Origin of the sequence: Allobosea sp. LjRoot237, from assembly GCF_964253285.1 — a bacterium.
Taxonomy (GTDB): domain Bacteria; phylum Pseudomonadota; class Alphaproteobacteria; order Rhizobiales; family Beijerinckiaceae; genus Allobosea.
Genome location: NZ_CAXUQP020000001.1, coordinates 953,132 through 966,788 on the forward strand (window position 1 = coordinate 953,132; position 13,657 = coordinate 966,788).

The window sequence follows — 13,657 nt, forward strand, 5'->3', positions numbered from 1 at the left end:
TTCAGGTTCCTGGCGCAGCCACCACCGGCAGCCGGCGGGCTCGCTTTTGTTCCAGTATTACATTGGCGATGATCGCGGCGACGACAAGGGCGCCGCCGGCATATTGCAGCGAGCCGACGCGCTCGCCGAGGAAGACGGCGGCGATCGCGACGGCGAAGACCGGCTCGGCGCAGAAGGCGAGGGCGGCAGGGCCGGGCGCGACGCGCGCCAGCGCCAGCACCTGGAGCAGGAAGCCGATCAGATAGCCGCCGATCGTGATCGCGACCGCGATCGGCGCGAGCGCCAGCGCCGAGGGCGGCTGGAACAGGCCGGTGAGGACAAGGATCGCCAGTGTCACCGGCAGGATGACGAGATGCGACCAGAACAGCTTCGGCAAGGTTCCGGTGTCGCCGCAGCGTGCCGCGGAGAAGAACTGCACTGCGGCCAGCACGCTCGCGGCGAGCGCGAGCGCGAGGCCACGCGGGTCGAGCCCTTGCCAGTCGGGTCCGACCACCATGGCGACGCCGAGGAAGGCGACGAGCGCGATCGCAACCCGGTCAAGGCTGAAGCGGGCCGGGGTGAAGAGCGGCTCGGTGAGCACGATCAGGATGGGAAAGGTGTAGAAGACCACGGCCGCTACCGTGATCGGCAGAAAGGCGACCGAGGAAAGATAGGCGCAGGCCGTGAGCGCCGTGCTGATGCCGAAGAGGGCCAGCGCCGGCCAGCGATGACGCGGCACGGCGAGGCTGGCGCGCCAGACGAATGTCGCACCGACGACGAGCGCCAGCATCAGGAAGACGCGATAGAAGACGATGAGCGGTCCGCTCAGCCCGGCATGGCCGGCGAGCTGGGCGCTGACGATGTTGGTGCCGAAGGCGGCGGCGGAGGCGAGCGCCAGCGCAAGGCCATGCTGGGCCGACGAGGCGCTGCCCTCTTGCACCTGCGCGCTAGGATCAGGCGTCGGGCTTGTTGGCGTCAGGCTTGGCGGCGGGCTTCGCGCCCGGCCGGACCGGTGGCTTGGCGAGCGGCTTGGCCTGCGCCTGGCTCGGCTTGGCCTTGGCCGGAGCTGCTTTGTCCGAAGTCGGTTTGGTCAGCAGCGGCTTGGCGGCAGGCTTGTTCGCCGCCTTGATGCCGGCCGCGGCACCGGGGCGCAGGCTCGCGGGCGTGGCTGCGCCGGGCTGGATCGCGCCCTGCAGGCGCATTGGGCCGGAGCCGAGCGCTGCGGCGGCTGGGCGCTCCTCCGGCGTCGGCGCGACCGGCGCAAAAGCGGAGGAGGAGGGCGGGATCGCGCCATTGCCGGAGAAGGTGCGGCTGCCGGCGACGAGCCCGGCCGCGACCGGCGCGCCGGGCTTGATCGTCTCGCGCGCGACCTGGGTGTCGGGCCTGCCCACCGCATTGGCGGCGAGCGGCGCCGAGGCCGAGCCGGGCGAGCGCCCGAAGGAGACCTGGACGGGATCGAACTTGACGCGCGGACCGAGCGTGATGCGGCCGGAGGGCGAGCGGGCCAGCACCGAGCCGGAAGCGCCGCCCTGGGGCACGGCCACGGCGAAGCGGTCCGAGGTGCCTTCGGCATTGCCGCCGAGGCTGAAGTTGCTGCTGGTGAAGCTGATCGGTCCGGCCGTCTCGGCATCGTCGCCGAGCGCGTGGCCGCCGCGGCGGACGCTGTCGCAGATGCTGTAGGCGCGCCCGCCATTGCCGGAGGACATGCTGGAGATGCTGCCGCCGAAGCCGCCCCATTTGCCAAAGCCGTCATCGAGCAATTGCGCGGCCTTGACGGTGCGCTCCGCGCCTGAGGTCGCGCCCAGGACCACGGCGATCAGGGTGCGGCCGTTGCGCGTCGCGGTCGAGACGACGTTGAAGCCGGAGGCGCAGACGAAACCGGTCTTCATGCCGCTGATGCCGTAATAGCGGCCGACGAGACCATTGGTGTTGTTGAGCACCTGCTTGCCGAGCTGAACAGCACCGGTGTTCCAGTAGTCGGAGTACTGGCTGAACTCGTTCATCAGCGCCATGGCAAGCACGGCGAGGTCGCGGGCGCTGGTCTGCTGGTCGGGATGGTGCCAGCCGTTCGGATTGACGAAATGGCTGTCGCGCATGCCGAGCCGCTGCGCCTCGGCGTTCATCATCGAGACGAAGGTCTCGACATCGCCGGCGACGCCCTCGGCGATGACATAGGCGATGTCGTTGGCCGACTTCACCATCATGATGCGCATGGCGTTGTCGAGCGTAATCTCCTGGCCGGCCTTGATGTAGACCTTGACGCGCGGCTGACTGGCGGCGCGCTTCGAGGCGGGGATCGCGGTCTCGAGCCCGAGCTTGCCCTCGCGCACCGCCTTGAGCGCGAGATAGAGCGTCATCATCTTGGTGGTGGAGGCCGGATGCCAGGCCTGGGTCGGGCTCTCGCTCGACAATACGGCGCCACTCGAGGCGTCGACCACTACGCTCGTGCCGGCTTCAGCCGGAGCGGCGACAGCGAGGAGCGAGGCGAACGTGGCGCCTGCGGCGAGACGGGACGAGATCATCGGCTGGGGTCTGAACCTGTCTTGGCGGGGGTCGAGGGCTTCAACGCGACGCTTGAGGCATTTTCGAGACGGCGGGCGACAATCCTGCCTCGCTGATGACGCATACCTACCCCTCATCGGGCGATTTGCCTAGCGGGGCGTGGCGGTCCAAAGCATCCGCGGTGCTTTTTCCTCGGGATGCCAGCGCGTGAGTCTCAGCCTTCTGTGGATACCGGTGACGCTTGCCGCCTCGATGCTGCAGACGGCGCGGAACCTGACCCAGCGCTCGCTGACCGAGGTGATCGGCGTCGTCGGCGCGACACAGGTGCGCTTCCTGTTCGGGTTGCCCTTCGCGTTGATTTTCCTTCTCCTCGTCTGTCTCGTCAGCAACAGCCCGCCGCCGATGCCGGATCTGCGTTCCTTCGGCTTCGCCGTGTTCGGGGCGCTGACCCAGATCCTGGCGACGGCGCTGATGCTGGCGGCGATGCGCGAACGCTCCTTTGCGGTGACGACCGCCTACACCAAGACCGAGCCGGTGCAGGTCGCGCTCTTCGGCACGGTGCTGCTCGGCGATGCGTTGGGCTGGGCGAAGTTCGCGGCGATCGTCGTCGCCACCGCCGGCGTGGTGCTGATGTCGTGGCGGCCGGGGGACAAGCTCAGCGCGGCGGGCCTGCGCCCGGCAGCGCTCGGGATCGGCGCCGGTGCCGCCTTCGCGCTGTCGGCGATCGGCTTTCGCGGCGCGATCCAGGCCTTGCCGGAAGGCCATTTCCTGATGCGGGCGACCACGATCCTGGCGTTGGGCCTGGCCATGCAGACGCTGATCCTGACGCTCTACATGCTGATCGCCAATCGCGCGGCGCTGATGCTCAGCCTGCGCAACTGGCGGCGCTCGCTCGCGGCCGGCTTCCTCGGCGCGGCCGCCTCGCAATGCTGGTTCATCGGGTTTTCGCTGACGACGGCGGCCAATGTGCGCACGCTGGGATTGGTCGAGGTGCCGCTGGCGCAGATCGCCTCGCGCCGGATCTTCTCGGAAGGCACGAGCTGGCGCGAGCTCACCGGCATGGCGCTGATCGTCGCCGGGGTCGGCGCCCTGCTGCTGCTGGCGATTTAAAAAACCGAGCCACGCATTTGTCGCACTCGCTCCGTACGCCCTAGGCAAATAGGCCTAGGGAGACAGGCGATGGCGGCGAACTATCACTATGTTGGAACCTATGACGAGCGCATCTTCGAGCAGGAATTCCGGGACCGTTTCGGCAAGAAGCCGCGCTACAACGCCAACGCGATTCCCGACCTTTTGGTGCTGCTGCGCCTGATCAGCCGGGACACCAGCATCACCGATGTCCGCTGGGCCGCCTATATGCTGGCGACCGTCGCCTGGGAGACGACGAGCCCGGTGACCCAGTTCGTTCAGGCCAAGAACAAGAAGGGCAAGCCGCTGGTCGACAAGGCCGGCAAGGCCGTCATGCTCAAGCGCCGGGCCTGGCTGATGACGATGGCGCCGGTCGACGAGGTCGGCCACGGCAAGGGGCGGAAGTATCACGAGCCGGTCAAGGTCGCGAAGCTCGCCGATGGCAGCGTCCGGATCACCGAGCAGGACGGCGACCAGTTCAAGGTGACGGCGGCCGGAGCGATCTCGAAGCTGACCAAGGGCGCCAAGATGGGCACGGTCGATGGCGGTGCCGCCGACAGGGCCTATAACGACGACACCGGTACCGAACTCGCTTATTTCGGCCGCGGCTATGTCCAGCTGACCTGGTGGTCGAACTATGCGACGACCGGCGCCGCGATCGGCCAGGGGCTCAATCTGCTGCTCGATCCGGAACTGGTGAAGACGCCTGCCATCGCCTATGCGGTGATGTCGCATGGTATGCTCACCGGCGATGGCTTTGCCAATGGCCGCAAGTTCTCGACCTATTTCAGCGGCAAGTCGCGCAACTATGTCGGCGCGCGCGCCATGGTGAACGGCTCCGACCATGCCAAGGACATCGCGGCGATCGCCGAGGTGTTCGAGGCGGTTCTGCTCGCAGCCGGACCGCAACGGCCGATCAGCTTCGCGCCGCCGATCGATTCCAGCCTTGCCGGCATGCCGCTGCCGGGCGCGCGGTTCACCAGCCAGTCGAGGTTCTTCCAATGAGCCGCCGGTCGCTCGCAACTGCTGCGGTCATCCTGACCCTCGGCGCCGGCGTTGCCGCGGCGCAGCAGCCGGGCAGTGCGCAGCGCTGTGGCTGGCTCGACAATCCGACCCCGGGCAACGCCTCGCTCTACGACAAGGACGGCGAATGGACGATCGCCGTGCAGGGCGGGCACCAGGCGAAGGGCGACTGGCCACCGCCCTACAAGGCGGGCGAGTGGCGTAAATCCGGGAACGGCAGCTACGGCTATGGCTGCGCCTGCATGACCGTGAAGGTCGACGCCGAGGAGAAGAACGTCCTCGAGATCGTCTCGGCGAAGGCGAGGCCGTTGGCGGCCTGCCGGAAGGACAAGGCGCTGTCGGAGGTCGAAAAGACGCTGCGCTAGCGCTATCCTTGGGTTGGGAACAACCGAGCCTTGAGTTTTGCGTCAGCCGCCATGCCCTGATCGCAAGGGCGGTCCCCGCTTGCCTGAACAGCGTCCTATCTCGCTTGACTTGATCCAGCTTCCGTTGGCCTTTCCTTGCACGGGAGGAATGCGCGCTTGCCGGCTTGCAGCCGCAGGCGCGCGGGGGCAGATACAGTGTATCTGCACATTAATCAGGAGAAGGTCATGAGCGCTGCAATCGTCGGCTGGGCACATACCCCCTTCGGCAAGCAGGATACCGAGACGGTCGAGAGCCTGATCGTGCGCGTCGCGACCGATGCGCTGATCGATGCCGGCATCACTGCCGACCAGGTCGACGAGATCGTGCTCGGGCATTTCAACGCCGGCTTCTCGGCCCAGGACTTCACCGCCTCCCTCGTACTGCAGGCCGATCCTGCGCTGCGCTTCAAGCCGGCGACGCGCGTCGAGAATGCCTGCGCCACCGGCTCGGCCGCGGTGCATCAGGGCGTGCGTGCGATCAAGGCCGGTGCCGCCAAGGTGGTGCTGGTGGTCGGCGTCGAGCAGATGACGACGACGCCCGGCCCGGAGATCGGCAAGAACCTGCTCAAGGCCTCCTATCTCGCGCAGGAGGCCGATGTTCAGGGCGGCTTCGCCGGCGTTTTCGGCAAGATCGCCAGCTCCTATTTCCAGCGCCATGGTGACCAGTCGGACGCGCTCGCCATGATCGCGGCGAAGAACCACAAGAACGGCGTCGACAACCCCTACGCCCAGATGCGCAAGGATCTCGGCTACGCCTTCTGCCGCGAGGAGAGCGAGAAGAACCCTTACGTCGCCGGCCCGCTGAAGCGCACCGACTGCTCGCTGGTCTCGGACGGCGCCGCCGCACTCGTGCTTGCGGATGAAGAGACCGCCAAGACGATGCGTCGCGCCGTCGGCTTCCGCGGCATGGCCCATGTCCAGGACTTCCTGCCGCTGTCGCGCCGCGACATCCTGAAGTTCGAGGCCGGCGCGCTCGCCTGGCAGAAGGCGCTGGCCGACGCCGGCGTCGCGCTCGACGATCTCTCCTTCGTCGAGACGCATGACTGCTTCACCATCGCCGAGCTGCTCGAATACGAGGCGATGGGCCTGACCAAGGAAGGCGACGGCGCCCGCGCCATCAAGGAAGGCTGGACGCAGAAGGACGGCAAGCTGCCGGTCAACGTCTCCGGTGGCCTCAAGGCCAAGGGCCATCCGATCGGCGCGACCGGCGTCTCGATGCACGTGCTCTCGGCCATGCAGCTCGTCGGCGAGGCGCCGGAGGGCATGCAGGTGAAGGACGCCCGCCTCGGCGGCATCTTCAACATGGGTGGCGCGGCGGTGGCGAACTACGTCTCGGTGCTTGAGCGGGTGAAGTGAGGCGAGACGATCCGCTGAACGATCGCTCTGCTCTTGCCGGTCAGGCGCGGGAGCCCTCCCTCCTTGTGGGGGAGGGTTGGGAGGGGGGCATCGCACCCGCAAGCCTCTCAGTTCCCAACGCGACGTCTGTCGAGGGTGGCATACCCCCCTCTCTAACTCTCCCCCACAAGGGGGGAGAGGACTGGGTGCGGTTCCGAACAGCCGCGTCGACATCGCGGGCCGGAGACGCGGCGTGACCATCTTCTTCGCGCTGCTGCCGGCCTATGTGCTGTCGATCTTCTATCGTTCCTTCCTGAGCGTGATCGCCGGGCCGGTGATGGGCGATCTGCGCATCGGGCCGGCCGAGTTCGGCCTGCTCGGCGCCGCCTGGTTCATGGCTTTTGCGCTGGCGCAATTCCCGGTCGGCTGGGCGCTCGACCGGATCGGGCCGCGCCGGACGGTGGCGGTGACCATGGCGATCGGCAGCGCCGGTGCCTTCCTGTTCGCGCAAGCCGGCAACGCCGACACGGCCACTGTGGCGATGGCGCTGGTCGGGATCGGCTGCTCGCCGATCTTCATGGCCTCGCTCTACCTTTTCGCACGGACTGAAGCGCCGGCGCGTTTCGGCCTGCTGACCTCGATCTTCATCGGCCTCGGCTCGCTCGGCAATCTCGTCGGCGCGGCGCCGCTGGCTCTGGCTGCGCAGGCCTATGGCTGGCGCCCGACCATGCTCGCCTTCGCCGTGGCATTCCTGCTCGCGACCGTGCTCGCAGCTGCGCTGGTCCGCGATCCGCCTGAGGTCACCGACGCTTCGGGCAAGCATGAGGGCCTGCTGCAAGGCCTCAAGAGCATCGTCGCGATCGGGCCGCTCTGGCTGCTCGCGCCGCTCACGCTCGTCGGCTACGCGATCGTCGCGACGGCGCGAGGCTTGTGGATCGCGCCTTACATGACGCAGGTGCACGGGCTCGACGGCATCGCCGCCGGCCATGCGGCGCTCGGCATGGCGACGATGATGGTCGTCGGTGCCTTCGTCTATGGTGCCTTGCAGAAGCGGGCGGGCCGCAGCAAGGCGCTGGTCGCCTGGGGAACCGTGGCGACCGGCGCGGGTTTCGCGTTGCTGGCGCTGATCGGCGCGCAGTCGCTGGCCGGTGCCATCCTGCTCTTTGCGCTCGTCGGGGCCACCGGCTTCACCTACGCGATCCTGATGGCGCATGCGCGCATCTTCTTCCCCGAGCATCTGGTCGGGCGCGGCATGACCTGCCTCAACTTCCTGTTCATCGCCGGGGCCGGGTTGATCCAGTGGGGCTCCGGCTGGTTCGTCGCGGCCCAGCGCGCCGATGGGCGCGATGCGGCGGTGGCCTTCGCCAACATGCACTGGGTGTTTGCGGCGCTGCTACTCGTCTCGACCGCGATCTATCTGGCGACGCCGGAGCGAAAGACGGCCTGAGGTCTAAGCGTCGCCCGGCGCACGCGCCACGATCGCCAGCGCGTGCACGCTGCCGGCGAGTTCCTCGGAAAGCGCCGCATTGACCAGGCGATGGCGCTCGAGGCGGCTCTTGCCCGCAAAGGCGGACGAGACGACCTCGACGCGGAAATGCGTCTCGCCGCCCTCGCGCCAGCCGGCATGGCCATGATGCTGGTGTGATTCGTCGATCACCTTGAGATGCTCCGGCGCGAGCGCAGCGGTGAGCTTGACGGCGATCCGGTCGGCCATGGTCGACATACGTTCTCCTCCTGCGGGAGCAAAGTCTGGAGTGGCTTTCTCCCGGCTCGACGCGAGAACATCAACCCGAGCTGATCGGTCAAGGGCGAACTTCGACGGCGCCGCCTCATTGGAGCCGGATTCTCCGGGCTCTCATGTCGGCGTCGGCGTGCTGGAAATCGCGTCGGCTTCCGGCGAGGCGCCGATCTATCGTGTGCCTCGCGGAACCAGGCCCGTGCTTGCGGCCGGGGGCGATACCGCCTGCGACCGTTGAGTTTTGGGCGTGGAAACACTATCTAGGAGAAGGTTTCGGCCGTTCCGGCTGGGCCGGGTTCCTTAAGCAATCAGGGTCAAGCTGTCGCCGAGGCGATTTGCTTGCTGTAGGCGCAGAGCGATCCGCGCTACGGCCGGCTTGTCGACGGAGCGTTCCGCCCGCATAACCATGAGACGATGAACTTCAACTCGCGCCTTTTCGACCGGATCAGGATCGGCCCTTCCGAGGCGGAAGAGGTGGTCGAGGCCGATGCGCGCCATTGCGACCACGCCGGCTGCACCAAGGCGGGTGAGTTCCGCGCGCCGATGGGGCGCGGCAAGGAAGGCAAGTTCTTCCAGTTCTGCCTTGAGCATGTGAAGGCCTACAACGCCACTTACAACTACTTCTCCGGCATGAACGACGAGGCACTGGCGGCCTACGCCAAGCAGGAGGAGATCGGCCACCGGCCGACCTGGAAGCTCGGCGTCAATGCCAGTGCGGCGCGGATGGCGCAGCGCGGGCGTGGTCCCAGCGAGCAGGATGGAGCGGATGTGCAGGATGCCTTCAACCTGTTCCGTGGCCGGGCCCGCCGCGAGCAGGAGCGGGCTGAATCGCGCGTCGGCGTGCTGGCGAAGAAGGCGCTGGAGACGCTCGACCTTGACGAAACCGCCGATCGCGTCGCGATCAAGGCGCGCTACAAGGAACTGGTGAAGCGTTTTCACCCGGACGCGAATGGCGGCGACCGCTCACGCGAAGGCCGGCTGCAGGAAATCCTCAAGGCCTACCAGACGCTGAAGACGAACGGGCTGGTCTAGCGCTTCGCAGTCTGGACCGAGGCCTTCGGTCCCGATAGGGAATCCGCAGACATCAGTCGGCGGAGCAAATCATGACCACGGACTCGCAGGTTATCGCCCCCGACGATGCGGCGGAACGGCGGGCCAGGCCGCCCGTCGTGGTCTATCCCAATGACAGCCTGCCCGGCGCCGACATGGCGATGCTGGGACGAGCTCGCCAGACGCTGACCAAGCGCGACGAGATCATCGTGCCGCCGCGCGAGGCTGGCAGCTTCCGCGTGCCGAAGGGCCATTTCTTTCGGATCGTCAGCATCGAGGGGCCGCAGGTCGGCGACCTCAATCTGTGGAACGCCGACGATCTCGACGAGCGCTTCTTCAGCGGCAAGACGCGTGCCCTGCACGCGACCCATCTCGGCACCGGCGACCGGCTCTGGAGCAGTCTGCCGCATCTGCGGCCGATGGCGACGATTACCCATGATACGCTCGGCTGGTACGGCTTCGATCAGGACGGCGCCGGCGTTCACGACGTCATCGGCACGCGCTGCGATCCCTATACCCACCGGCTGCTCGGCGATGGCGGCGACTACCATCATTGCTGCCATTCCAACCTCTCCCGCGCCTTGGGACAGGCGAGGGGGCTGCCGGCGCGCGAGGTCGAGCAGCATGTCCATGACGTGCTCAACGTCTTCATGTGCACTGGCTTCACGAAGGACACGCACCAGTATTTCATGAAGGCGAGCCCGGTCAGGCCCGGCGACTTCCTCGAGCTCTTCGCCGAGATCGATCTGCTCGGGGCGATCTCGGCCTGCCCGGGCGGCGATTGCGGCCAGACGCATTCGAGCGACATCGCGCGCTGCTATCCGCTCAAGGTCGAGATCTATGAGGCCGACCCGGCCACGCTCGAAGGCTGGCGCTCGCCGCAGCGCAGCCCCTACGGGCGCAGCCACGGCGAGGCTGGCTGAAGGTCGGAAGGCGTCGGGAAATTCTTCCGTCTTTCCGGGGCAGGCCGTAGGCCTGGGCCCGGAATCCATGGCCACGACATTGCTTCATCGTCATTGCGAGGAGCGAAGCGACGAAGCAATCCAGGAGGCGTAGCGCACTGCCGCCCTTGGATTGCTTCGCTGCGCTCGCAATGACGGTGTTCCGTCCGGCTCTGCCGAGTTCATGGGTTCCGGGCTCTTCGCTATGCGAAGCCCCGGAATGACGGAAGCCGCTCAGTTCTTCAGCAGCGAATTCATCCCGTCGGTGTCGAGATTGTCGGAGCCGCGCAGGGTGCTGCGCTCGGTCGAGCTCGGCTGGTCATCCTGCCCACCGCCCGACGCGACCGAGCCGCCATCCGCGGCCGGCGCCTGCCCGCCCGCACCGGCCATCTTGCGCAGCAAGGGGCTGGCCTGGAGCAGCGCGGTCATGCTGGTGGCGGTGTTGTAGCTGTTCGGATCGTTGGGAGCGAGGCCGCCCTGCTTGTGGAGGGCGATGCCCGAATTGCCGGCGTTGTAGAGAAGCGAGCCGGAAGAACCGCCGAGCGTGTCGCAGCGATGGCGCAGCTCGGCCGCCTCGCCCTGCTGGCGCGTCGCCATGCAGCGGAAGCGGCTCATCACTTTTGGCCGGCCAGCCGGATGGTGGATGACCATCAGCGAGGGAGCGCCGCCGGACGGTGCCGCCGCGAGCTTGACCGAACCGTAGGTCGCGGTCGGATTGCCCTTCGCCTTGGCGATGGCGTAGTCGAGATTGGCATTGAACTCGACCGGCTTGGGATCGAGCTCGAAGACTTTCGCGCCTTTGCCGTCCTGCGTCAGGAAGTCCATCACGATGATGGCGCGCACCGGCGTCATCTCGCCGCTCTGCGGCAGACAGTGATGGTTGGTGAGGACATAGTCACCCGGCAGCAGCTCGCCGGTGCAGTGGGCGCCGGACTGCTTGCCGGTCTTGTTGTCCTTCAAGAGGATATCGATGCGCCCGACCGGCTTGGCCATCTTGGCGAGCGGGTCGCGCTGATCGAGTTCCGCGATCGGCTCGAAGGCGCCCTTGTTGTTCTCGATCTGGGTCGCGGCGTCGCCGGTGCTCTGCCGCCTGGGCATGCTGACCTTGCCGAAGTCGCTGGGGTCGAAGCCCATCGTCTGGGCTGCGGCGGGGCCTGCGAGGGCAAGGCCCATGGCACCGATAAGGGCGGCGCGGATGTTGGCTCCGGTCAAATTGGTCTGCAGCCATGCGGGCATGCGCTTCTTCCTCTCCTCAAGCGGGTCCCTCGCGGCCCTGCCGACGACCGCCTCCAGGCACGGACTGGCGCCGCGGAAAGCGGGCATGACCGAGCAGTATCTGGACGATAGTCGTCCGCACGCGCTTGGGGAACCCTGAGCGCTTTTCGCACAGGCGAGAAGCTGGGAAAGCGATCGGCTTTCAGCGCTTCTTCGCCGCCAGCCCGGCGACGTCGGCGATGATGCCGTCGAGGGCGAAATCCTTCGGGGTATAGACCCGCGCCACGCCCATGTTCTTCAGCGCGTTCTCGTCATCGGGTGGGATGATGCCGCCGACCACGACCGGCACGTCCATGCCGGCGACACGCAGCCGAGCCGTGACATCGCGCACCAGCGGCAGATGCGAGCCCGAAAGGATCGAAAGACCGATGATGTCGGCCTCCGTCTCCTGTGCCTGGGTGACGATCTCCTCGGGCGTCTGGCGGATGCCGCCATAACTCACCGTCATGCCGGCGTCGCGGGCGCGCACCGCGATCTGCTCGGCGCCGTTCGAATGGCCATCCAGGCCTGGCTTGCCGACGAGGAAACGCGGCGCCCGGCCGAGCGTCTCGGTTGCCCGGGCGACGGCGGCCTTGACGGTGGCGAGCCCGGCATCGTCGCCGAGCTTGGTCGTGTCGACCCCGGTCGGAGCGCGATACTCGCCGAAGATCTCGCGCAGGGTCTGGGCCCATTCGCCGGTGGTGACGCCGGCCTTGGCGCAGGCGATCGAGGCCGGCATGACGTTGCGGTCTTCCTTGGCAGCGCTGGCGAGCTCAGCGAGCGCGGCTTCCGCCGCATTGCCCTCTCGCGCAGCGCGCCAGGCCTTCAGCCGGCCGACGGCCTCGATCTCGACCGAATCCGGCACGGTGACGACATTGCCTTCGCCGGCCGAAAGCGGCGAGGGCTCGCTGGTGGTGAACTTGTTGACGCCGACGACGATCTGCTCGCCGCGCTCGATCGCCTCGATGCGGCGGGCTCCGTTCTCGACCAGCGCCATCTTCATGTAGCCGCTCTCGACGGCAGCGAGCGCGCCGCCCATCGCGTCGATCTTCGCCAATTCGGACAGCGCTGCGGCCTTCAGCTCCTCGACCTTGGCGTCGACCTCCCTGGAACCGTCGAAGATGTCGCCGAATTCGAGCAGGTCGGTCTCATAGGCCAGCACTTGCTGCATGCGCAGTGACCATTGCTGGTCGAAGGGGCGGGGCAGGCCGAGCGCCTCGTTCCAGGCCGGCAGTTGCACCGCGCGGGCGCGGGCTTTCTTCGACAGCGTCACCGCCAGCATCTCGATCAGGATGCGGTAGACATTGTTCTCCGCCTGCGGCTCGGTCAGCCCGAGCGAATTGACCTGCACGCCATAGCGGAAGCGGCGATGCTGCTCTTCCAGCACATTGAAGCGCTTCAGCGTGATCTCGTCCCAGAGATCGACGAACGCCCGCATCTTGCAGAGCTCGGTGACGAAGCGCATCCCGGCATTGACGAAGAAGGAGATGCGGCCGACGACGCTGCCGAACTCCTCGGGCGCGACCTCCGGCCGGGCCCTGATCGAGTCGAGCAGGGCGATCGCGGTCGCGAGCGCGAAGGAGAGCTCCTGCACCGGCGAGGCGCCGGCCTCCTGCAGATGATAGGAGCAGACGTTGGTCGGGTTCCATTTCGGCAATTCGCGCGCCGTGAAGACGACGATGTCGGTGGTCAGCCGCATCGAGGGGCGCGGCGGGAAGACATAGGTGCCGCGCGACAGGTATTCCTTGACGAGATCGTTCTGGGTCGTGCCCTGCAGGGCAGCGCGGTCGGCGCCCTGCTCGTCGGCGGTGGCGATGTAGAGCGAGAGCAGCCAGGCCGCCGTCGCATTGATCGTCATCGACGTGTTCATCTGCGCCAGCGGGATCTGGTCGAACAGCGCCCGCATGTCGCCGAGATGGGTGATGGGCACGCCGACCTTGCCGACCTCACCGCGCGCGAGCACGTGATCCGGGTCGTAGCCGGTCTGGGTCGGCAGGTCGAAGGCAACCGAGAGGCCGGTCTGGCCCTTGGCGAGATTGGTCCGGTAGAGCTTGTTCGATTCGGTGGCGTCGGAATGGCCGGCATAGGTCCGGAAGATCCACGGCTTGTCACGCGGCAGAGGCTTGTCGCGCTGGGTCTGGTTCCGAAGCGGATCGATCGCGTTCATGGTCGCTCCCTGCCGTGCCGTCTCTGAGCTCGTGCAATCTGGATTGTTGCACTGCAGCGAAGATAACGCCAGAGGGCGGGAAAGGTCGCGTCAGACGTTCGGATAATGCGCACCGCCATGCGCCGGGCCGGGTTTC

Annotated in this window: 12 protein-coding genes; 7 read left to right on the forward strand and 5 right to left on the reverse strand. The window is 67.3% G+C overall.

Annotation, left to right across the window (positions count from 1 at the left end; translation table 11 throughout):
• Position 1: 1 nt before the first annotated feature.
• Both ACSQ24_RS04515 and ACSQ24_RS04520 read right to left on the reverse strand, forming a co-directional pair.
• The gene (locus ACSQ24_RS04515) at positions 2-919 is read right to left on the reverse strand and encodes a DMT family transporter (RefSeq protein WP_436093531.1); all 918 of its coding nucleotides are present in this window, start codon (positions 917-919) and stop codon (positions 2-4) included.
• Between the two features lie 13 nt (positions 920-932).
• Complete coding sequence (locus ACSQ24_RS04520) at positions 933-2,501, reverse strand: serine hydrolase (protein WP_436093532.1); 1,569 nt, start codon at positions 2,499-2,501, stop codon at positions 933-935.
• Positions 2,502-2,688: 187 nt separating this feature from the next.
• Between ACSQ24_RS04520 and ACSQ24_RS04525 the strand changes: the two genes are divergently transcribed.
• The 5 genes from ACSQ24_RS04525 to ACSQ24_RS04545 all read left to right on the forward strand — a co-directional run bounded on the left by ACSQ24_RS04525 (position 2,689) and on the right by ACSQ24_RS04545 (position 7,818).
• A complete protein-coding gene (locus tag ACSQ24_RS04525; RefSeq protein ID WP_436093533.1) occupies positions 2,689-3,591 on the forward strand; it encodes an EamA family transporter in 903 nt (300 codons plus the stop codon).
• Positions 3,592-3,660: 69 nt separating this feature from the next.
• Positions 3,661-4,614, forward strand: coding sequence for a glycoside hydrolase family 19 protein (locus ACSQ24_RS04530; protein WP_436093534.1), 954 nt, complete (start codon positions 3,661-3,663; stop codon positions 4,612-4,614).
• Positions 4,611-4,997 carry a DUF4087 domain-containing protein gene (locus ACSQ24_RS04535; protein ID WP_436093535.1) on the forward strand — a complete coding sequence of 129 codons (387 nt, stop codon included), beginning with the start codon at positions 4,611-4,613 and terminating at the stop codon, positions 4,995-4,997. Before ACSQ24_RS04530 ends, ACSQ24_RS04535 begins: the two co-directional genes overlap by 4 nt.
• 225 nt (positions 4,998-5,222) lie before the next feature.
• On the forward strand, positions 5,223-6,392 hold the full coding sequence (locus ACSQ24_RS04540; protein ID WP_436093536.1) for an acetyl-CoA acetyltransferase: 1,170 nt from the start codon (positions 5,223-5,225) through the stop codon (positions 6,390-6,392).
• Positions 6,393-6,624: 232 nt separating this feature from the next.
• A complete protein-coding gene (locus ACSQ24_RS04545; RefSeq protein ID WP_436093537.1) occupies positions 6,625-7,818 on the forward strand; it encodes an MFS transporter in 1,194 nt (397 codons plus the stop codon).
• A 3-nt stretch (positions 7,819-7,821) separates the two neighbouring features.
• Here the strand turns inward: ACSQ24_RS04545 and ACSQ24_RS04550 are convergent, their stop codons facing one another.
• Positions 7,822-8,094, reverse strand: a complete 273-nt coding sequence (locus tag ACSQ24_RS04550) for a BolA family protein (RefSeq protein ID WP_436093538.1) — start codon at positions 8,092-8,094, stop codon at positions 7,822-7,824.
• Between the two features lie 429 nt (positions 8,095-8,523).
• Between ACSQ24_RS04550 and ACSQ24_RS04555 the strand changes: the two genes are divergently transcribed.
• Complete coding sequence (locus tag ACSQ24_RS04555; protein WP_436093539.1) at positions 8,524-9,141, forward strand: J domain-containing protein; 618 nt, start codon at positions 8,524-8,526, stop codon at positions 9,139-9,141.
• 71 nt (positions 9,142-9,212) lie between these two features.
• Complete coding sequence (locus tag ACSQ24_RS04560; protein WP_436093540.1) at positions 9,213-10,082, forward strand: urea carboxylase-associated family protein; 870 nt, start codon at positions 9,213-9,215, stop codon at positions 10,080-10,082.
• Positions 10,083-10,334: 252 nt separating this feature from the next.
• On the opposite strand, the gene ACSQ24_RS04565 is transcribed toward ACSQ24_RS04560, so the two are convergent.
• Together ACSQ24_RS04565 and ACSQ24_RS04570 are read right to left on the reverse strand one after the other, a co-directional pair.
• Positions 10,335-11,336: a trypsin-like serine peptidase gene (locus ACSQ24_RS04565; RefSeq protein WP_436093541.1), complete on the reverse strand. Its 1,002-nt coding sequence runs from the start codon at positions 11,334-11,336 to the stop codon at positions 10,335-10,337.
• Positions 11,337-11,517: 181 nt separating this feature from the next.
• On the reverse strand, positions 11,518-13,521 hold the full coding sequence (locus ACSQ24_RS04570; RefSeq protein ID WP_436093542.1) for a methylmalonyl-CoA mutase family protein: 2,004 nt from the start codon (positions 13,519-13,521) through the stop codon (positions 11,518-11,520).
• Between the last annotated feature and the right edge of the window lie 136 nt (positions 13,522-13,657).